The 19,063-nt window shown below is 48.5% G+C and carries 19 protein-coding genes; 8 read left to right on the top strand and 11 right to left on the bottom strand.

What is annotated here, in order from left to right:
- The first annotated feature begins 46 nt into the window (after window positions 1–46).
- Entirely contained in the window at window positions 47–739 is a 693-nt protein-coding gene (gene rppA, locus AB3R30_RS12895; RefSeq protein ID WP_458649598.1) for a two-component system response regulator RppA, read from the top strand.
- A 9-nt stretch (window positions 740–748) separates the two neighbouring features.
- A complete protein-coding gene (gene rppB / locus AB3R30_RS12890; RefSeq protein ID WP_458649597.1) occupies window positions 749–2,122 on the top strand; it encodes a two-component system sensor histidine kinase RppB in 1,374 nt (457 codons plus the stop codon).
- Between the two features lie 169 nt (window positions 2,123–2,291).
- Here rppB and AB3R30_RS12885 read toward each other — a convergent pair whose 3' ends face one another.
- Together AB3R30_RS12885 and AB3R30_RS12880 are read right to left on the bottom strand one after the other, a co-directional pair.
- On the bottom strand, window positions 2,292–2,513 hold the full coding sequence (locus tag AB3R30_RS12885) for a hypothetical protein (RefSeq protein WP_458649596.1): 222 nt from the start codon (window positions 2,511–2,513) through the stop codon (window positions 2,292–2,294).
- A complete protein-coding gene (locus AB3R30_RS12880; protein WP_458649595.1) occupies window positions 2,510–4,294 on the bottom strand; it encodes a S8 family peptidase in 1,785 nt (594 codons plus the stop codon). The genes AB3R30_RS12885 and AB3R30_RS12880 overlap by 4 nt, the downstream gene beginning before the upstream one ends.
- A gap of 440 nt (window positions 4,295–4,734) precedes the next feature.
- On the opposite strand from AB3R30_RS12880, the gene AB3R30_RS12875 reads away from it, so the two are divergent.
- A complete protein-coding gene (locus tag AB3R30_RS12875) occupies window positions 4,735–5,148 on the top strand; it encodes a hypothetical protein (RefSeq protein ID WP_458649594.1) in 414 nt (137 codons plus the stop codon).
- Here AB3R30_RS12875 and AB3R30_RS12870 read toward each other — a convergent pair.
- Window positions 5,142–5,507: a hypothetical protein gene (locus AB3R30_RS12870; protein WP_458649593.1), complete on the bottom strand. Its 366-nt coding sequence runs from the start codon at window positions 5,505–5,507 to the stop codon at window positions 5,142–5,144. The genes AB3R30_RS12875 and AB3R30_RS12870 overlap by 7 nt on opposite strands.
- Before the next feature lie 294 nt (window positions 5,508–5,801).
- Between AB3R30_RS12870 and AB3R30_RS12865 the strand changes: the two genes are divergently transcribed.
- The gene (locus tag AB3R30_RS12865) at window positions 5,802–8,225 is read left to right on the top strand and encodes a hypothetical protein (protein ID WP_458649592.1); all 2,424 of its coding nucleotides are present in this window, start codon (window positions 5,802–5,804) and stop codon (window positions 8,223–8,225) included.
- A 2-nt stretch (window positions 8,226–8,227) separates the two neighbouring features.
- Here AB3R30_RS12865 and AB3R30_RS12860 read toward each other — a convergent pair whose 3' ends face one another.
- Window positions 8,228–10,333 (bottom strand): S8 family serine peptidase, encoded by a 2,106-nt coding sequence (locus AB3R30_RS12860; protein WP_458649591.1) that lies wholly within the window; start codon window positions 10,331–10,333, stop codon window positions 8,228–8,230.
- 233 nt (window positions 10,334–10,566) lie between these two features.
- Here AB3R30_RS12860 and AB3R30_RS12855 point away from each other — a divergent pair, with 233 nt between their 5' ends.
- The 3 genes from AB3R30_RS12855 (at window position 10,567) to grxD (ending at window position 11,981) form a co-directional block, all read left to right on the top strand.
- Window positions 10,567–11,190 carry a hypothetical protein gene (locus AB3R30_RS12855; protein ID WP_458649590.1) on the top strand — a complete coding sequence of 208 codons (624 nt, stop codon included), beginning with the start codon at window positions 10,567–10,569 and terminating at the stop codon, window positions 11,188–11,190.
- A 148-nt stretch (window positions 11,191–11,338) separates the two neighbouring features.
- Window positions 11,339–11,593, top strand: coding sequence for a BolA family protein (locus tag AB3R30_RS12850; RefSeq protein ID WP_458649589.1), 255 nt, complete (start codon window positions 11,339–11,341; stop codon window positions 11,591–11,593).
- A 64-nt stretch (window positions 11,594–11,657) separates the two neighbouring features.
- Entirely contained in the window at window positions 11,658–11,981 is a 324-nt protein-coding gene (grxD, locus tag AB3R30_RS12845) for a Grx4 family monothiol glutaredoxin (RefSeq protein ID WP_458649588.1), read from the top strand.
- Window positions 11,982–12,077: 96 nt separating this feature from the next.
- Here the strand turns inward: grxD and AB3R30_RS12840 are convergent, their stop codons facing one another.
- Entirely contained in the window at window positions 12,078–12,326 is a 249-nt protein-coding gene (locus AB3R30_RS12840; protein ID WP_458649587.1) for a DUF6761 family protein, read from the bottom strand.
- 280 nt (window positions 12,327–12,606) lie between these two features.
- Here AB3R30_RS12840 and AB3R30_RS12835 point away from each other — a divergent pair, with 280 nt between their 5' ends.
- Window positions 12,607–13,386 (top strand): response regulator transcription factor, encoded by a 780-nt coding sequence (locus AB3R30_RS12835; RefSeq protein ID WP_458649586.1) that lies wholly within the window; start codon window positions 12,607–12,609, stop codon window positions 13,384–13,386.
- Between the two features lie 18 nt (window positions 13,387–13,404).
- Here AB3R30_RS12835 and proB read toward each other — a convergent pair whose 3' ends face one another.
- The 6 genes from proB to AB3R30_RS12805 all read right to left on the bottom strand — a co-directional run bounded on the left by proB (window position 13,405) and on the right by AB3R30_RS12805 (window position 19,004).
- Window positions 13,405–14,523 (bottom strand): glutamate 5-kinase, encoded by a 1,119-nt coding sequence (gene proB, locus AB3R30_RS12830; RefSeq protein ID WP_458649585.1) that lies wholly within the window; start codon window positions 14,521–14,523, stop codon window positions 13,405–13,407.
- Window positions 14,524–14,730: 207 nt separating this feature from the next.
- Window positions 14,731–15,270, bottom strand: coding sequence for a YqeG family HAD IIIA-type phosphatase (locus AB3R30_RS12825; protein WP_458649584.1), 540 nt, complete (start codon window positions 15,268–15,270; stop codon window positions 14,731–14,733).
- Between the two features lie 111 nt (window positions 15,271–15,381).
- A complete protein-coding gene (gene mltG / locus AB3R30_RS12820; protein ID WP_458649583.1) occupies window positions 15,382–16,470 on the bottom strand; it encodes an endolytic transglycosylase MltG in 1,089 nt (362 codons plus the stop codon).
- Window positions 16,471–16,560: 90 nt separating this feature from the next.
- Window positions 16,561–17,133 (bottom strand): DUF3727 domain-containing protein, encoded by a 573-nt coding sequence (locus tag AB3R30_RS12815; protein ID WP_458649582.1) that lies wholly within the window; start codon window positions 17,131–17,133, stop codon window positions 16,561–16,563.
- 94 nt (window positions 17,134–17,227) lie between these two features.
- Window positions 17,228–17,680 carry a Holliday junction resolvase RuvX gene (gene ruvX, locus AB3R30_RS12810; protein WP_458649581.1) on the bottom strand — a complete coding sequence of 151 codons (453 nt, stop codon included), beginning with the start codon at window positions 17,678–17,680 and terminating at the stop codon, window positions 17,228–17,230.
- A gap of 13 nt (window positions 17,681–17,693) precedes the next feature.
- Window positions 17,694–19,004, bottom strand: coding sequence for an N-acetyltransferase (locus tag AB3R30_RS12805; protein ID WP_458649580.1), 1,311 nt, complete (start codon window positions 19,002–19,004; stop codon window positions 17,694–17,696).
- Between the last annotated feature and the right edge of the window lie 59 nt (window positions 19,005–19,063).

The raw sequence follows: 19,063 nt of genomic DNA, 5'->3' as shown, positions 1-19,063 counted from the left end.
AAAGCAGCTTCGGTAGAATGAAGTTTGTGATTGACCCTCTTAAACAATGCGAGTGCTGTTAGTAGAAGATGAAGCGGATTTGGGGCTGGCAATCAAGCAAGTCCTAGTCGGCGAAAAATATGTCGTGGATTGGGTGCCCGATGGCGCTCAGGCATGGCATTGTCTGGAAAGCCAGTGGACAGATTACACCGTGGCGATCGTCGATTGGCTGTTGCCGGAGCTATCCGGGTTGGAGTTATGTCAGCGGTTGAGACTGCACCAAAATCCTTTACCTGTGCTGATGCTGACTGCTTTGGGGCAATCGGAGAATCGAGTCGCAGGGTTGGATGCGGGAGCCGATGATTACCTGGTTAAGCCGTTTGTCATGGAAGAGTTATTGGCGCGGTTGCGGGCACTTCAGCGGCGATCGCCCCAACTCCAGCCCCAAAACCTAACAATTGGCGCATTCACACTTGACTATGCCAACAATGCCCTATCCATCGCTACTACTCAACCGTTCCAAATGATTCCGTTAACCGTGAAGGAATTTCAGATTCTCGCCTACCTGATGCAAAATCCCGATCGCATTATTTCCGGCAGCAAAATTCGGCATCAACTTTGGGATCTGGATGAGGAACCCATTAGTAATGTCGTTGCCGCTCAAATGCGGTTATTGCGACGGAAATTAGCGAGTTACGACTGTACCTGCCCGATCGAAACCATTTCGGGTCAGGGCTATCGTTTCAACACTGCTCTGTGAATTGTCATCATGAACAGCCACCAACTGTTTCGTCGCAGCCGGACTCGTTTAGCCCTCTGGTATGCCGTGGTCATGGGAGCGATTTTGAGCCTGTCGGCGCTGGGAATGTATCGATCGCTGGTTCAGTCTAATTGGACTGCAATGGAACGAGAAATGGAATCGATCGCGGGTACGCTTCATGACAGCCTGGAACCGATGCTGCCTGCTTCAGAAGACCCAACGGCAGTGTTACGCCGCATTTTGCCAGAACTTTGTCTAGCTAGACAACCTTGTAACACCAACCCAACGTTAATTCAACGACATACCACTGGCATTAGCGATCGCAGCACCTACTACATTCGTCTTTTTGATCACCACGGCAAACTTCTCGCCTTCTCACCCAATCAACCCGCCGATTTGCCACCCATTTTACACGCGACACCCTCGCAAACACTGCAAAGCGCCAATAGCACCCGTTACCAGCAATTCACAACGATCTTGCACAGTGCAGGTGCCCGTCACACTTCACACTCCCATCCTCACCCGCATTCCTCCTGGGGTTACTTGCAACTTGGGCGGAATCTAGAACCGTTTGACGCAGAAGTGAATCGAATGCAATGGACATTGTTGCTTGGGTTCCCGATTGCATTAGGCTTAATTGCCGTGTCTAGCTGGTGGCTTTCAGGATTAGCAATGCAGCCAATTTATCAGTCTTACCAACAACAGCAACAGTTCACCGCGAATGCTGCCCACGAACTGCGATCGCCCCTTGCCAGCCTCTTGGCGACAGTGGAAGCGATTCTCCGCTTACCGCCAGCCTATCAGCATGATGTTCCCATGATGCTCCATACAGTTGAGAGGCAGGGACGACGACTAAGCCATTTGATCGCGGATTTACTCTTCTTGACCAGTTTTGAGCATAGCCCGTCGCCCAAGCCGTTTCAGCCTTGTTGCCTCAATGACTTGATTAGCGATTTGACCGAGGAATTTTTAGAGCTTGCAACCACTGCTAAAATTCACCTCACCAATCACATACCCAATCATGAAGTTTATGTTTTAGGGAACGAATCCCAACTTTACCGTCTGGTGTCAAACTTATTAGCGAATGCGATTCAATACACACCGAATGGGGGGCAGATAGTCGTTAGTTTAACGACCCGCGATCGCATGGCATTGATCACCGTAAAAGATACTGGAATTGGGATTGCAGCCGTAGAACAAACCCGAATTTTTGATCGGTTCTACCGTGTTGACAGCGATCGCTCTCGCAAGACAGGCGGAACTGGATTGGGGTTAGCCATTGCACAGACGATCGCCCATGCCCATAGCGGTTTACTGACCGTGAGCAGTAAATTAGAATTAGGAAGTACATTTACTGTTCAACTACCTGAGCAGAAAAGTTGATCAACCTAAGCAAAAGTACTCGTAAACAAAATAAGTAAAAAAATGTTTCACACTCTCGGTTTTATCAAATAGCCCTATCAAATGCTGCCCAAACAGAGCCAAAACCACGCCCTTTGATTCAGGTCACTTTCAAATAGTGAGATACCGCCTGATTTTCTAGACACTACTCTTAATTGACTACTTCAAAACTAGCGACTTCCAACACAGGACCGATCATGGCGATCGTCATCACATCCTCGCGGATCTGACCTGATACTTTGACCTTTAGTCCGGCTTTTTGCAGATCGGCAGGTGCTTTATGCAATTCGTAAGTTTCCTTACTGCTGACTAACGCCCAAGTGCCCATGCCAAAGCCTTTGCGCTCAATTGTGCCTTCTACGTGAATGCTCATGCGATCCGTCCTTCTGGTTTAACAACAAGCCGTGCCAACGCGAAACAAAGAATTGCATTCACTGCTAGGAATAGCCGCGCCATGATGCCATCCCCTAGCCACATGAGCGCCGGTGAAGTGACAGCCGAGATCGCCAGAAACACTGCCATTCCGATCGCGCTTCCGATCGCGAACCCCTTCCAAGTGCGATGACCCAACAGCAGCAACACCAACCCTAACGGAATCAAAATACTGGCAAAAAATGGATTGAGTCCACCACTCAATTGAACCGTACTTCCCATCTCCGCTAGCGAACTTCCCATGAGCCGAAAGGGCCACTGGGGCGCATCAAACAAATAAACGCCGCGCAGAAAGAAGAGACCCGTGCTGCCCATGACTAAGCCAGAAGACAGCGACCACGTCCAAGCGAAAGGAAAGTAGATCTTCAGCAGCCAAGCGAGTAGATAGGAGCCTAGCACCATCGCCAGTTTGGGTCCGAGGGCAATTACCCCCCCATCGATCCAGAAGCGAGGATTGAGATAGCCATTATCCCGCAGCCAGCGGAAGAAGTCTTGAAAGGAAATCTTGCCTTGAGCCGCTAGCTTCACGGCAGCAGCGGCATCTAGTTTGCCTGCCCCAAAGTGATTCAGGTTGTCGTCTTGAACGACCAACGCCGACTGTTTGATCACTTCTTCAATTTCATCAGGATTGGTCACGCCAGCCGCTTTAATTAACGCCACCACGCCAGATACATGAGGAGCCGCCATGCTAGTTCCCTGGAAAGCTTCAAACACCGATTCCCCCGTTTGCGGATTCAGCGTGTTTTGCAAAATGCCGCCCGTTTTGTCTTCGCCGTCGATTAACCCTCCTGGAGCCGAAATATCAATGCCAGCGCCATAGTTGGAATAGGGCGTTTTGCTGCCTGCGGCATCCAGAGCCGACACGCCGATCACATGGGGATAGCGCGCCGGATACTCCGCCGCATTGCGTCCGGCATTCCCCGCAGCCGCAACCACCACCACGCCTTTACTGTGGGCATAGTCGATCGCCTCTTTCATCAACTGGCTTTCCCCGCCACCGCCCAAACTCATGTTAATTACATCGGCTTTTTGATCCGCCGCAAACCGAATCGCTTCCGCAATATCAGCAACGGTGCCGCCCCCTTCAGCACTCAAAACCTTGAGCGGCATCAGATTTGCTTCATAGGCAATTCCGGCAACGCCAAACTTATTGTTAGTTGCCTGGGCGATCGTGCCTGCCACATGGGTGCCGTGCCCGTTATCGTCTCTCACACTGGTGCGATCGTTAACAAAATCGTAACCTGCAACAAAGTTGGTATCTAATAAATCGGGCACTTGACTAATACCCGTATCAATCACCGCAACCGTGATGCCTTTGCCTTTAGTTTGATCCCAGGCTGTCTCCACGTTAATGCTCCGCATGTTCCACTGCTTGCCATATTCCGGGTCGTTGGGCACGGCATAGGTACGGTAAAGATAGTCTGGCTCAATGAATTCTGTGTACTTGCGGAGATCAGAGTTTCTCAGCTTGTCGAGTAGCTTTTTGTCTCCTGGCATGATGAAGATGTGATCTGCTAGGGAAAACTCGCTGTTGTAATGAGGAGAAGTGCTGTAGGTTTTCGCGATCGCGTCAATCTGGCTCTCAATTTGCGCCGCCCCCACATCTTCCCGAAAGTCGAGGATGATGGAGTTGTAGCTGCCCTCAACGGCTAACCCTGGAAAGGTGGTCAGCGCCCAACCCAATCCCACAAGAAACAAAACTACCAGCAACAACTTCTTCATGCCATCCGCCTAGTCAAGACTGGTTACTACCTTAGCTCACCTCTATCGAAAGTGGCAGGGAACTATATTGCGATCGTTACAAGAAGCAGGCAAGAGGCAAGAGCTAAGAGACGAATGGCGAATAACGCGATGGTGCAACTAAGAACCCTCACCCCAAAACCCTCTCCTGTGGGAGAGGGGCTTCCAAGAAATCTCTGGTTCCCTCTCCTGCGGGAGAGGGCTAGGGTAAGGGGAGTGTTTGCGTTGTTTCAGGAAAGTTGCATATCGCGTGAATAGAAAAAGGATTTATAGCGTTGTCTAAACCTGTAGGCTTAGAAAAGTAGTAGTTCGTCTGCTATGGTAGCCGTCTTATCTGTGGAAACACTTTTTATTGGCAAACAAACACTGAACATTTTTTGAACTCAAAATTCAAAACTTAAAACTTTTCTTTTCCCCTTCCTATGGAACGTGGTCTTTTTTGGTTATCGTTGTTGGCGGTATTTTGCGGGTTAGCGTGGGCTGGCTGGAAGGAATATCAAAAGGTTGAGGCATATCGGCTGTGGGCGGAGCAGTTTGAACGGGCAAAGTATGATTTGTATGCGGTGATTGGGCAACAGGGCGATGAGTTAACTTGGGGTACTCCCACGTCTCAAGGCATTGTGGATACGAAAACGTTTTCCCTCAAGCAGGTGCAGTCGATTCAACTGCTAGTGAATGGGAAAGTAGCCGATTGGAATAATCCGCCACCGAAAGGACGCGCTGAATTAGAGTTTTCTTATACCAACGGTGCAGAGTCTATCCGTATTCCCTTTACTGAGCCGCCTCTTGCTGCCCAGTGGGGGCAGTTTTTGCAGAAAAGACTGGAAAGTTATTGACCCGATAAGTGATAAACAGAGCCAAGTTTTGGTGTGGTGTTCGCTTGCTCTGATTTTTCTAAAAGAGTGTTTTTCTTGCTCTGCATCTCGACGATTTGGTTCCCGGCGATCGCAAGATTACGTCTAGAAGTAGCGAGTTGTTCTGCCAAAACTGGCTGGACAAAATTTGCCTGAAGATCTTCTAATAAAATAATTGCCTGTCGTAGATTAGTGGCGTAGCGCACCGCACTGTCTATCTCCATATCAATGCTTCTTATCAAAGCTTCTGTAGATTCTTGAGAAGTAAACATCTCGACTCTCTGCTTCGCTACAACTAACCCTAATGGTGTTTGGGGTTTGAGGCAAATAGCAACCGACATTGTATTAATTCACAGGAAAAATATAGACCAGTACTTTTAGATAAAGTTTAAGGATATTTTGAGCCTAAAATTCTGATTCAACCGCAGAGGCTTTCCAGAAACCGTGGTGGGTTTTAGGTGTGTCTAAAAAGTGTTTTCTATCATTCATCAGCAGCCTGACATTTTGGGACTTTTCACATCTTCTTAGAGAATTACATCTGTCAATGGTCAACGGCTTGCCCAACGTTTTGTGAGGGAACGTGACATCAGGGCTGATTGCCGCTACATTGGGGCGAATTCGCATACCTGTGTGCTATGAGTCGTCAGTTATCGAGTTCCTCCGTGCCAAATCGTCCGTCTAATCGTCCGCAGGTTGGGGTTAGTCGCCAATCTGCCATGCCAGGGGTTGCAGCACGATCGCCCACTCCACCAGTCCAACTAGCAACAAAACCGCGATCGCGTGTCTCAAAAAAGAGGGTTCATCCGTTAAAGCCGAATTTAAAAGGGTTCCGAGTAGCCGGAGCGATCGCGCTGATGATTTTACTCGGTGGTGGAATTGCGAGTAGTGGCTGGTTAGCGCTGCAACTAATCGTCAATCCACAGTCGTTAGGCTGGGTGAGTCAATGGTTTCCTGGATGGATGCCGTCGAAAGGGGCAGAACACCCGCCTCAAACGCTTCATGCGATTCGGACAGCGCTCCGCAGTCAGGGAAAAACGACGGGAGAACTGCTGGAGTTGGGTCAAAATGTCAGCTTTATGGATGACAGAACGACCGTATCCGATCTGCTGCTACCTGTGTTGGAGCAGCGCCCCAATTGCCAGACCGATTATTGTGACCAAATTGTGGCATTGCGGCTGTATCAAACGGCGACGGATCGCAAAACCGCGACCCATGAGCCACTATATTCTTTGGTCGATCAGATTGCGATCGCGGGACCTGAAGAATCCTTTGCGATCGCGCCCTTAGTCGATGCCAAGTCTGATAACCAAGGCTCCAGTCGAGCGTTGCCGTTGACTAGCCTGACGCGATCTGAAGCGGTGCCAGCCACTCAAGGGATTTGGCTAACTCTCAGCGGCAAGCGCGATCGCGGCAATGAAACGCTTGCTTATGGACAAATCATTCACTACCATCCCAGCCGTTTTCATCTCAGCAAAAAGTTGCAGTGGACAAGCCCTACGGGGGAAGTCCCGATTTGGAAACAAGTCACTGGCAGCAGCGACCCGGAACTGATCGTCAATCACACCATTGGCATGGAGCCGCAGTTTGAGATCTATCACATTAAGCCGCTCAACTTTTTGCCTAGCCCCGTTCAGTTGGAGGCGATTTCCCTTTCAGAGTCCGTTTTGCCACACTCTGCCTATCAGTCGGCGCTGCTGTTGGCACGGGGCGGGCTATGGTCAACTAGCCTCAAATGGCTGGAGTCGCTTAAGGGAAAATTGCCTGCTAAAGCATGGTCTAGCACGGCGCAAGCTCAGTTCGATTTGATTCGCTGGCACGCTCAGGTGACCCAAGGTCAGGCAGAAAGTTCGTGGGCAAGTCCCAGCCAACAGGTGTTGGCAAACTTGATCGATGGGCGCTGGGAGCGGGCATTGCAGGTGTTTCAATCGTCTGTGGTTGCTAGTCATGAAACGGCAGAGGTGCTAAAAGCGGATGGGGGCAGGCTGGAAAATCGGGTCAAAGCATTTGGGCAAATCGGCTCGGATAAGCTGGAGGTGAAAGCGTGGGGTGCGTTGTTGCTCACGGCGCAAAAAGGGCAATCTGCCGCGATCGCCTGGTTGAAAAAGCAACCCAAAGTCACCGCTGCCGAAATTGCCCAAATCACCGCGTTGACGAAACGGCTTGATCCCGCGTTTACAGACACGCTCACCAGCAGTTCTAGCCGAATGATTGGCACCGTTCAACCCATTGCTCAGGTCAATTTAACAGACTGGTTATTTCCCCCTGACAAGAAGCCGCTTCAGTCCGAGCAGCAAAACTGGTATCAAGTCAATGTCGCGGCATTTCATACGGGCGATCGCTGGCAATCAGATTCATTTTCAACCTTGCCCACGGCGGCGATCGCGCTCTGGAAGCGGCTAGGCTTAGACACTACTTCTACCTTGCAACTGGTGACCTGGCAACCCAATGGTGAACCCCAAACGCTGTTGGCAACCATTCAAGCCGTCCGATTACAAGGTGATCGCTTGCAACTGCTCATTTCTGGCGATGCTTCGATGGGCAGTAATTCCGGATCTCAGGCTCTCGCCCTCACAGAATCCGCCCTGCAATGGCTCAGTCCTGATGTGGTTTCTCTAGGTGACTGGATGCAGCAACAGCCAAAATGGGCCGCAAAAGCAATTCCGACATTGACACAAGAATTACAGCAGGCGATCGCCCTTTCTCCCTGGACAGATCTAGAGCCACTCGCCAGTAATTGGACGATTCAGCTTGCTAACCTAACGGGCGGCACCCAACCCGATGTCATCTTGACTCTTCAACCCGACGACTTAAACACGCTCATACCATCAGGGCGATCTCCCCAAGCCGCACCGACTCAGCCCAAAACCCTGATTTTCTCTAGCGCTGGCAAATTGCTGTACAGCGAAGTTTCTGCGGAACGTGGGCAACAGTACCGGGCGATCGCCGATTTAGGAAACCCCTTACCCACCTTGATTGTGGACTCGCCAACCCAATACAAACTGTTGCAATGGTCAACCCAACACCAGAAATTTAGTTTGAAGTTGCAACACGACAGGTAAGGTTATAACCCTAGCGTTAATTGCCAGTTTTTTAAGGTGCCGATATCGCCCAAAGCAGCATCCACCACTTTAAGCTGCCAGTTGCCCTGTGCCGATTGTCCCACCAATCGAGCGAGGGCTGGAGTGGATTGGGGCGTATAGGTTGCCTGCCAAACCGTTCTGCGTCCTAATGTTCGAGCTTGTAATAGGGCAGTTCGCTGAGAAGGGGCAATTAGGCTGATTTCCAGGTCGCCTAAAAAGCTATGTTCTAGTTCTAAATTGACTTGAATAGTGCGAACAGAACCCGTTTCCGTCACTTGAATTGAACTAATGATGCCTTGGGGATTGTTATCAGGAATTGCCGAGCTAGCGGGGTTGGTTCGCTGAATTTGGCGGGAAGGGGCGATCGCCGGAACTTTTCGCTGTAGGGCTGCTTGCGTTGCCTTAAATGCATTTACCTTGCCATAACCAAACCAGTCACAGCGTCCACCTATTTCATAGGTGCCTTTCCGCAAGCCAAACTGCGGGTCTGGATTCGGGTCAACAATTTTATCAGCGGTTTGCTGTAACACTTGCCTCACTTCCATCGCCGTTAGATCGGGATTTGCAGACAGCACCAGCGCTGCTACCCCCGCTACCACGGGACAAGCGCTAGAGGTGCCGCCAAAATCGGAGGTAAAGTCAGTAGGGTCGTAGCCCGGTTGCCCAACGCGATCGGTCGTGACCACGCCTAAACCCAGTAGCTCTTCCCGCACCGGGGGCGGCGTATACACATAGCCGACCCCTTGCAACCCAAACCCAGGGGGCGCATTATTGCTGGGGGCACAGACTGAGATTTCCTTTCCCCAGTTGCTATAAGCCGCTTTGCGGTTCAGACTGGTGGAAGCCGACACTGCAATCACGTCAGGATGCACGGCAAATCCGGTTAGCCAATTGGTTGCGCCCTTTAAGGCGTTGTTCGTCCATCCCTGCTCGTTCACCGTGCCATTAATCGGGCGATTCGCATTGCCCGCCGCAAACACAATTACACAGCCCTTGCCATTTCGTCCTTCACTCGCGGCACGAGATAGGGCGTTCCGCTGCCGCAGCGATAATGGGAAATACACCGCTGACGGACCCCAACTGCAAGAAATCACGGAAGCGCCTTTAGTCATTGCCCAACCAAATAAAGCTTCAACCGACTCGTCATCTAAAAAGCCACTGGTGCGGAGGGGCATCAGGGCACAGCCCGGAGCAACGCCCACAGCCCCTTTACCGTTTTCTTCGGCAACCGAAACGCCAGCACACGCCGTACCATGATTGTCGTCGGGTTCACCGGGCATGGGCAAAAAGTCATTATCCTTAAAGTCCCGTGGTGCAACGATTTTGCCCACGCCTTGGAAGTCGGGATGGTTCAAATCAACGGAATCATCCATGATGGCGACCACCACCGATCGCGCCCCTCTCGTGACATCCCAAGCTTGTTCTACAACAATGTGAGAATTGGGTGCCAAATCAGCGCCACCACTATGATTCAAGTGCCACTGTTTAGGATAGACCGGATCTTTGGGACGATAGAGAGCCTGTAACTTAACCACAATGTTCGGTTCGGCAACTAAAATCTCCGATCGCTGCATTAGGCGATTAGTCACTTTCACAGGATTTTCTTGAGCCGCCGCCGTGACTTGAAAAACAAACGTATTGGGAATGCCAATCACTGGCTTCACCTGCGCCAACCCCATATCACTCGCAATTTGGGCGATCGCTTCCGGGTTAACCTGGGGCGCAAACTGCACCGTCACTTGATCTGTCATGTAAACTCGCGACGTTGGATCATCCTTAAATTGATAGATATGACTGGCGTAATCAACCTGATCCGACTGGCGCACCTGCTGCATCACCCGATCTCGCTGACCTGGCTCTACCACAATTTCCGTTAGCTGCTGCGGTGACTCCTCTGTACTCACTTCAGCAGGCAGGGGCTTGAAAAAATCCATCATGACTGCCTGATCCGCCGCTTTCACCGTAAAGCGATCGCTCACCTTTTCAATCAGCAGTTCTTCGCCGCCTCGCTGAAGCACCTGACCCACGCTCGCCTCTGGCATGGATTGGCTAGAAGCATCAGGTTGCAAGGGAGTTGGGTTAGTCATAGAAGCACCTCAAAACAGTGGCTACACATTGCTAACAGGCTGAATCTCGTTAGCGCGATTGGCAGGAAAAGGGCGATCGCATCTCCAGACTACTCCAAGTCTTTCTCAAAAGATCCCTCACCTAAAATTCAAAGTATATAAAGTATCGAGATAGGTACTTCGACGCATGACAAGTTGCAGTGGTAATATACATAAGTTCAACTAACTCCCGTTTCCTTTAGCAACGTTGCCCCATGAAATTCTCTGGAATGCGTCGTTTTCTTTACATTACGAGTTTGGCATCCTTGTCGATTCTGGTCGCTTCCAGCGCCTTTAAGTCCGAAACACTGTCGGCGCAGGAATTGCCAACGGGTCCCAATCAGGCAAAACCCATTGATCCAACTGCTCCCAACGTTGTCAGCCCTACTAGCCAAGAAACTGGAATTCTCAGCTTGCAAGGCGGCACAAAGCTAATGCAGGAAGCCAACAATGCTGTTTCTTCCCAAAATTATCCTCTAGCACTGAAAAAGTTTCAGGAAGCCCGTCAAGTTTTTAACCAACTCTCCAACTTCTATCAAGAACTCGCAGGTAGTTTTTCTGGAATCGACAATCGCATTGCAGATGGACATCGCCGCAAAGCGTTAGAGACGGCTGAAATGCGAGATAACTCAACCTATCAACTAGCCTTAGTGCATCGCGCTCAAAACCAGTCTGAGCTAGCAGTTCCGCTATTAGTGCAAATCATTCGGAGTCAACAACCCACTCGCGATTTAGGTAAAAAAGCTTATCAGCAGCTTTTTGAGCTTGGCTTTGTAGACTCTCCCTTTCCTCGACCGCGCGCCGATAGCGCTGCACCTTCTTCCACTTCTGCCAAATAATCAATCAAGCATCAAACTGCTTTCAACTCGTTGTTTTTCTTTTTAGCTTTCAGTTTTGCAAGATTTCAAGCAAAACTTTAAGCAAACACATAGATCTGTTTCAAATCGTTAAACTAAGTTGAGTCACTCAACAAGATAAGGAGGGTCAATGGTTAGCCCCGATCAGGTTGAAGCCATGATTAAGGGTGAGATACCCGATGCTCAGGTTCAAGTTCTGACAAGCGATGGTGAACACTACGAAGTGATTGTGGTTTCTCCAGTTTTTGAGGGAAAGCGGCTAGTTCAACAGCATCAGCTTGTTTATCATGCGATTCAAACTGAAATGTTAACTGGGGCAATTCATGCAATGGCGGTTAAAACCTATACCCCTCAAGCATGGGAATCTTCTAAGCAAGCTGTTTAGCTTAGTAGAGCCTATAAATATTCAGCGTTTAATTTAGTCCACAGCCCATTACCAAAGCAAATTTATGACTCCAGAAACTAAAGCACGGATTGAAAGCTTGCTCCAAGATAACAAAGTGATGGTTTTCATGAAGGGGAATAAATTGATGCCCCAATGTGGTTTTTCCAATAATGTTGTGCAAATTCTTAATGTTTTAGGCGTTCCGTTTGAAACAGTTGATGTTTTGGCAGACTCTGAAATTCGCGATGGCATTAAAGAGTTTTCGAGTTGGCCCACAATTCCTCAAGTTTATGTCAATGGGGAGTTTGTGGGCGGCTCTGATATTTTGATTGAGCTTTACCAGAAAGGTGAGTTACAGCAGATAGTGGAAGTTGCAATGGCATCTTGACGATCGCTTTATCAGCGCGATCGCCATCATACACAACAGTTACATAATAGAAAAAGCCCTTCTGTTGCATTTAACAAAGGGCTTTTCTCGTATTATTTAGTAGTAGCCGCGCTCAACTTCTGGCTGTGGTTTTTCAAAGTTAGAGATATCGTAGAGATAGCGAGTTACTTCTTCTTCCAACCGATGAATTAGGTATGCCTCAAGACTATTAGCGTGCCTTAATGCGGCAAGGTAACCATCGATATACAGTCGCAAATCATCAAATCGATAGCCTCGACTCCAGAGGTCAACTAGAGAATCAGTTAACCGTTGGTAGTACCGAATTGTTAAAGTGTCTTGCAGCATAGTGGGGTGTGAAAAGCGCCTTTGATTAAGAGCAGTGGGTTGCTGTCTTTCCACTAAACAAGATTGGGCTGATTCACAAAAGTGACGACCAAATCTGGTTTAATCACTCTATCTTAACTTTAATGAAGTGAATTCTAGTAGCTTTTTGAGTAAGCCGTTAGAAAGATTTTCAAGAGTACAACCAATAGAAAGGCTCATCTTCTTGAGTAACGCTGATTACAAATATGAAGCGGGGTCTCTGTTACATTGAGGACACAAATCGGAAGGAAACTAAGCCTGAGTGGTCGCTTTTTGTATCCAGATTGTTGAAGGAAATCCCCACCTGCGATCGCTGCTGGGGTGGCATTTACAGCAGGCTGGTTCAACAGTTTACCAATCTGCTGATATTCGCCAAGGGATGGATGTATTTCAGCATCGTCAGCCAGGATTAGTAATTTTAGATTCTGAATTACCCGATGGAGATGGCGTTGAGTTTTGTCGTTGGTTAAGACAGCAACAGTCCCTAATTTTGATGCTGTCTGTCCGCAATACTGAAGCCGATATTGTGGAAGGACTGCGGGCAGGCGCAGATGATTATTTGACTAAGCCCTTTGGAATGCAAGAATTTTTAGCGCGGGTTGAAGCTCTAACCCGTCGTCGAGTGGCAATGCCACCGCCCATTTCATTAGACTGTGGCGACTTGAAAATTGATCTGGTTCATCGTCGTGTTCGATTTAGAGACGAATTAATCGATCTGACCCCTCAAGAATTTAGCCTTTTATATGTGTTAGCGCAGGCGGAAGGTCTGCCGCTGAGTCGTTCAGAGTTGTTGCGTCGGGCTTGGCCAGATGCCATCGACAATCCACGCACGGTAGACACTCACATATTATCATTGCGAAAAAAGGTAGAAACTGATCCACGCCAGCCCAGTTTAATTCAGACGGTTCGCAACGTTGGATATCGCCTAAATTTGGAAAGCCTAACTCCCAATGCGTCGACTCCTGCCAATGATTATTCCAGCCCGCGTCGGAAGGCGTTAGTACAATCTTCTGCTCAAAGAATGGCAGTGGGTGATTCGTAAAACGTTTTTTTACTTCAGCTAAGCTTCGTACATTAATGCCAGATTATCTCGATGAACGATGGTTTCTGGGCAGGAGTAGCCTAGAATTTGCTCGATTTCATCGGATTGATGTCCTTGAATTTTTTCAAGTTCTACAGTTCTATAATTTACAATTCCACGGGCAAATTCTTCGCCAGAACGATCGCACAGGGCGATCGCATCTTGGCTTTCAAACTCACCTTCCACGCGAATAATTCCGGCAGCAAGCAAAGACTTTCCTGCATAACGAATTGCCTGTACTGCGCCTTCGTCTAAAAAAAGCTTGCCCATTGGCACCAATCCATGAGCAATCCAGCGTTTACGAGCATTGGCAGGGCGAGGCTGGGGTTCAAACTGGGTGCCGATCGCTTCACCTTGCAAAATCTTTTCAATATTTTGAGTGGTTCGCCCATCCGTGATCACCGTTCGCACCCCTGCCCCTGTCGCAATGTGGGCTGCCGAGATTTTAGTCATCATGCCGCCCGTTCCCCAAGTAGAGCCGCGATCGCCGATCTGCACCTGTAATTCTTTCAAATCATTCAGGCGATGCACCACCGAAATCGGGATCGCGTCAGGATTACTGCGGGGATCAGCAGAATATAAGCGGTCAACATCGGTTAACAAAAATAGCCAATCTGCCTTCACTAAACTCGCCACCAATGCCGACAATGTGTCATTATCGCCAAATTTAAGCTCATCTACTGCCACCGTGTCGTTTTCATTCACAATGGGGATCACGCCCAACTGCAACAGTTCTTGAAAGGTTTGCTCCACATTGATGTAGCTGCTACGTTGCACCAAATCGCCACGAGTGAGCAATACTTGGGCGATCGGCTGCTGTAGCACACTGAACAAATCATCGTAGACGCGGATTAAACGACCTTGCCCAACAGCCGCAACTGCCTGTTTCAGAGTAATACTGCGGGGACGTTCTGTTAATCCTAATCGGGCGCATCCTACCCCTACCGCACCTGAAGACACTAAAACAACACGATGTCCCTGGTGGCGCAACCGACTCAGGGTCTCAACCAAGGTTGCAATAGTGGATAGTGCCAGACTGCCTGTTTCTGGCTGAGTCAAGCTGGAAGTGCCAATTTTAACCACAATAGTTTGAGACATGACGCAGCCAGAAAAAACAGAGTTTCCATAATATAAAGCGCCAACCCCCTATCAAATGGGGACTAGCGCTTTATATAGTATTCATAGGGATATATGTTTAAGGTCTTTATTTGGCTGACCTCATTTAATCTTTTATAAGAATGCCAGCAAATTCTGACATTAAAAGATTTTCTAATATTTTCTTTATATTTTCTAAAATCAATATAATTATTGGTTTTTTTCAAAGAGCGATTCACTGGTGAGTGATGCCCCCAATGCTTGAGAAATCCATACTTCAAGAGCGTGAAAAGACGATTTTCGAGGGTCAAAGTCAGGATGAATCATAGGTTCCACAAGAATAGTAAACATACCCAGGCGGTTCCCGGCTAAAACATCGGTAAACAGGCGATCGCCCACCATGCCCACTTGCTCTGGGGGCAAACCCATTGACTCAACGGCTCTCCGCACCTTACGCCGAGAGGGTTTAGCCGCGCTCGAAATATAGGGCAAGTTTAGAGATTCACCAATTCGGCGAATCCGAGCTTCACTGACGTTATTGCTAACCAGCCACAGCGTTGCCACTTGCTGCACCTCTTTCACCCAAGGTAAGAGTTCTTCAGAAACCTGAGCCGCCCGAAATGGCACCAAGGTTTCATCCACATCTAGCACCAAACCCTTGAGTTGATGGGTACTCAGCAATTCAGGCGTAATTTGAAGAATGGTGCCTGGAAGAACTAGATTAGGCTGTAAAAGGTTGCTGCGAGACATAAATTTTTACTTTAAAAAATTCGTTCAGTAGAAGTTTAATCCTTAGATTGCCCGATTTATTCTAAGAACTCCTTATTAACATGCCCCATATTACAAAACTTGTTTTAGAGCTTACTGAGTAGAAGGTTTTGTAGCATCTCGCTGATCGTGAATGGCATTTTGGGCAGATTGATGCTGGGCTAAGGTGCGACTGAAGACATGGGTGCCATCGTATCGTGCTACAAAGTAAAGATAATCGGTGTTTTCTGGGTTGAGAGTTGCCTCCAAGCTAGCTTTACCGGGGCTAGCGATCGCGGCGGGGGGCAAGCCTGGATTGATATAAGTATTATAAGGATGTGGGGTTTCCACCTCGCGATATAGCAAGGGGCGATCCGGCGTTTGCTTAATGCCAAAAGCATACTCCACCGTCGGATCAGAGGCGAGCGGCATTCCTTTGTTTAATCGATTGGTAAATACACCTGCAATTCGATTGCGCTCCTCTGGCACCACCGCTTCTGTCTCGACAATGCTTGCCAAGTTGACCCATTGCGCCAAGGTAAGATTTTTCTCTTTTTGTTGCTGATAAATAGGCAATGCCACTTGTTCAAAGCGATCGAGCATTTGTTTAATCACCGCATCCGGTTGAACAGGCGAAGCGATTTGATAGGTATCTGGAAACAGGTAGCCTTCTAATCGGGGAAACTCTGATGTAGGACTAGTGGCGGGCAACCAAGGATATTGAGCCAGGGAAACTTGATCTGCTGCCGCCAAGAAATCTTTAGCCGGGAAAAAACCTTGTTGCTCAAAGTATTGAGCCATCTCTCGGATAGACCAGCCTTCTGGGATTGTGAAGCTCTGCTGCGTCACCTTTCCTGTCCAAATTGTGCTGGCAATTTCTGGCAACGATTGAGCTTTGGAAAGTTGATAAGTGCCTGCTTGAAACCCTCCTTGAGCATCTTGAAAAGAGGTCCACCGAGTCCATAAGCTCCAAGCGGTGGCTGACCGGATTAGCCCCAAAGCAGCTAAATCTTGTCCAATTTCTTGGGCAGATGTGCCAGGAGAAACCCGTAGATTAATGGGTTTAGCCTCCGCTTGGGTAGAACTGGATGCAATGGGGGCTGTTGTGGTCAACCACCAGTTCCAAGTTTGCCAAGTGGCGGTTCCGACCAAGGCTAGGGCGATCGCGAAGAAAAGTAAACCTTTGGGAAATCGTTTAGCCATAAAAAAGAGTCCATCGGTTCTGCATTACAGCAGCTTGAGATAGAAAACGCGATCGGGGCTGGGATCAAAGTTGCCGCGATCGCGATTTTCCTAATTTGCGTCGAAATCATCAAAAAGCTGATCTTCGATATCAGCCAGAAGGGGCTGAAGCTTTTCCAGTTCTTCCGGCAAAAGCAGGCGAGGTTGATTGTTTGCATCCATCCGCGCCAAGATGAAAAATGGATCAAGCGGAGCATAGACCGCAAATTCCTTTTCATCTCGATAAAACCGAGCTAAGAGTTGCAGTTCTTCAACATCTTCTTCGTCTGTTTCGGAAGTAATTTCGATAAATTCGTCTTCGTCTTCTAAATCAGGCAAATCTCCTTCGACCGTTAATACAACCGCTGTCCTCTTTAAAGTTAAATTTTGCTCCTCTAAAACAGCTTTTGCAATTGGAAACAGAACATCAATTTCTTCATCACTCTCCACAGGAATGGCTTCTTCGTCATCATCCGTTTCACCCTGCCAAGCAAAAATTTCGACAGGTGCATCCACCGGAACTAGCAAAGCATAATCCTGTTCTTCGACTTCAATAAATCGCTCAACTGTGCAGGCAATTTTTCGCCCCGCATCATCGGTCAAAACTACTGTTTCTGCATCCATTTCAGTCTCATTTTCATCCATTGCAAAACTCCTCCTCATGCATAGCGCCCAAAAAGCATTCTGCCAAAGTCTGTTTCACCTTGATCCATTTTGTTTAGATTTTTCAAAAGAATTCTCAATTCTCATTACAAACAGAAGCAGAATGCTTGGACGATCGCCGTTCATCTAGCCATTGTTGCAGAATAATTGCCGCTGCTTTGCGATCGATCAATCCTTTTTGCCGGGTGGCTGGAATTCCTTCCGCTTTCAGCATCTCTTTTGCCTCAAAAGAAGTCAGCCGTTCATCCACATATTCCACTGGCAAATTGAGCTTAGACGCGATCGCTATGGTAAACTTCTGTATTTGGAGAGCCTGAGATCCCAAGCTACCGTCCATCGCGTAGGGCAGCCCTACCACTAAAACACTCACCTGGCGATCGGTGACTAAATATTGCAACTGTTCTAGGGTTGCGTTAAAAGAACGATGCTCAATCGTTTCAATGCCGAAGGCAATTAGCCCAGTGCCATCGCAGCCAGCCACCCCAATCCGTTTTTTGCCAACATCCAAACCTAACGCTGAAATGGGCATCAACTCGCACCGCTTAACAACATGGGTCTTGGGGAGGAGTATCTGAAAAATCGGGTTTAGACGATAAATTCAGAATGGCGTTTCTAGGTTGACCAGATTTAGCAGCCCCTTTGGAACGAGCGTTTGGAGGCGCTTCGGAAGGTTGAAGAGATTGGCTCATTGATTGCAGGGTAATTCGGCTAGGAATTGGCAGTTTCCGGGAAGGCTGAAGCCCTTGTAACACTTCTGGAAGCTGGAGATTTTCAAAACCACTGAGTCTTGATTCTCGAACTTTGTGCCAGACCGATCGCGACATCATCAGCGTATGGGCGATGCGATTGGCTCCTAGTTGCTTCAAATACTCTTCCCGTTCAGGTTGATAATCATAGGAAGTAAGCTGAAGCGATTGGTATGGCAACTCTTGAGTAATCCGCGCTATTTGAGACATTAGCTCTGGATACAGCCAAGTGTAAGACGGGTTGACAGTTAATTGCGCCTGATGAGGACGCGACCCATCTCGACAAAGCTGAATTTGAAAATAGCCGATCGCGGCTTTCCGCTGCGATTCAAAAATATAGCCACTCACCACCTCTAACTGATTGATCCAGTTTTTCACGCCATTCAACACTGAATCAATCAGGCTAGTTTTGAAATCAGACAGGTGACGATCAAACACTTGCCGCACCAACGGCGGCATAAACATCGTGTCCAGTTGATAGAGTAACTGAGCATCTGCATTACTTACGGGCAACAGATTAGGCAAATCTGGCTCTCGTTCTGCAAGGCTTTGTAATAAGGCTGAATCAATTTCCCAATAGGTAATATGCGCCAGGGGTTGAAAGCCGTTTTGTCGATAGAGCGCCAGCAGTTGATTGTCATTTACGTTGACTTCCAGCAGCCAGGTTCGCGCTTCCCAAACCGTTTCAAAGCAGTAGCGCAATAAATGAGAACCGATATCGCTTAGAGGCAACGAGGGCGAATCAACCGCGATCGCGCTATCCTCAACCGGGCGATCGTCCAAGCTCACGGCTTCATCTACAACAGCAACCCGATCTACCCGCCAAGTTGTGCGCGTCCGATTAAACGGAGAAATTTTTACAATTCCTCTCAGCTTGTTGTCTTGCCCAAACACATAGGCACCAAACAAATGGGAGCGGTTGACCAAAAAACTGAGAAACCGCCAAGGAGCATACCAGCGTAGCGGCTTCAGCGGTTGATCTGGATTGATAGAAAACTGTAGTTCTTCTCCTTCAACTTCATCACACAGCCGATCAGCAGTTTCCATATCACCATACTGAACAGGGCGAATTAAGACTTCGGTAGGTTGGGGAAGTGATTGAGTCATTGATTAAATGCTGAATCAGCCAAAAGGGAACTGAGGATCACAGTAGCATTCTAACGAAT

It is taken from the genome of Sivoneniella epilithica UHCC 1019, assembly GCF_040830845.1.
GTDB lineage: Bacteria > Cyanobacteriota > Cyanobacteriia > Leptolyngbyales > Leptolyngbyaceae > ULC077BIN1.
The sequence above is the reverse complement of the archived record's forward strand: the minus strand, read 5'-3'. Positions and strand labels throughout refer to the sequence as shown.

What these genes read in the sequence shown, in the direction of transcription:
- grxD (WP_458649588.1), top strand. Translation starts at nt 11,658, where the DNA reads ATGACTCCAGAAACTAAAGCACGGATTGAAAGCTTGCTCCAAGATAAC.
- rppA (WP_458649598.1), top strand. Translation starts at nt 47, where the DNA reads ATGCGAGTGCTGTTAGTAGAAGATGAAGCGGATTTGGGGCTGGCAATC.
- AB3R30_RS12850 (WP_458649589.1), top strand. Translation starts at nt 11,339, where the DNA reads ATGGTTAGCCCCGATCAGGTTGAAGCCATGATTAAGGGTGAGATACCC.
- ruvX (WP_458649581.1), bottom strand. Translation starts at nt 17,680, where the DNA reads ATGCCCATTTCAGCGTTAGGTTTGGATGTTGGCAAAAAACGGATTGGG.
- AB3R30_RS12860 (WP_458649591.1), bottom strand. Translation starts at nt 10,333, where the DNA reads ATGACTAACCCAACTCCCTTGCAACCTGATGCTTCTAGCCAATCCATG.
- AB3R30_RS12885 (WP_458649596.1), bottom strand. Translation starts at nt 2,513, where the DNA reads ATGAGCATTCACGTAGAAGGCACAATTGAGCGCAAAGGCTTTGGCATG.
- AB3R30_RS12870 (WP_458649593.1), bottom strand. Translation starts at nt 5,507, where the DNA reads ATGTCGGTTGCTATTTGCCTCAAACCCCAAACACCATTAGGGTTAGTT.
- AB3R30_RS12875 (WP_458649594.1), top strand. Translation starts at nt 4,735, where the DNA reads ATGGAACGTGGTCTTTTTTGGTTATCGTTGTTGGCGGTATTTTGCGGG.
- mltG (WP_458649583.1), bottom strand. Translation starts at nt 16,470, where the DNA reads ATGGCTAAACGATTTCCCAAAGGTTTACTTTTCTTCGCGATCGCCCTA.
- AB3R30_RS12855 (WP_458649590.1), top strand. Translation starts at nt 10,567, where the DNA reads ATGAAATTCTCTGGAATGCGTCGTTTTCTTTACATTACGAGTTTGGCA.
- AB3R30_RS12865 (WP_458649592.1), top strand. Translation starts at nt 5,802, where the DNA reads ATGAGTCGTCAGTTATCGAGTTCCTCCGTGCCAAATCGTCCGTCTAAT.
- proB (WP_458649585.1), bottom strand. Translation starts at nt 14,523, where the DNA reads ATGTCTCAAACTATTGTGGTTAAAATTGGCACTTCCAGCTTGACTCAG.
- AB3R30_RS12880 (WP_458649595.1), bottom strand. Translation starts at nt 4,294, where the DNA reads ATGAAGAAGTTGTTGCTGGTAGTTTTGTTTCTTGTGGGATTGGGTTGG.
- AB3R30_RS12840 (WP_458649587.1), bottom strand. Translation starts at nt 12,326, where the DNA reads ATGCTGCAAGACACTTTAACAATTCGGTACTACCAACGGTTAACTGAT.
- rppB (WP_458649597.1), top strand. Translation starts at nt 749, where the DNA reads ATGAACAGCCACCAACTGTTTCGTCGCAGCCGGACTCGTTTAGCCCTC.
- AB3R30_RS12805 (WP_458649580.1), bottom strand. Translation starts at nt 19,004, where the DNA reads ATGACTCAATCACTTCCCCAACCTACCGAAGTCTTAATTCGCCCTGTT.
- AB3R30_RS12825 (WP_458649584.1), bottom strand. Translation starts at nt 15,270, where the DNA reads ATGTCTCGCAGCAACCTTTTACAGCCTAATCTAGTTCTTCCAGGCACC.
- AB3R30_RS12815 (WP_458649582.1), bottom strand. Translation starts at nt 17,133, where the DNA reads ATGGATGAAAATGAGACTGAAATGGATGCAGAAACAGTAGTTTTGACC.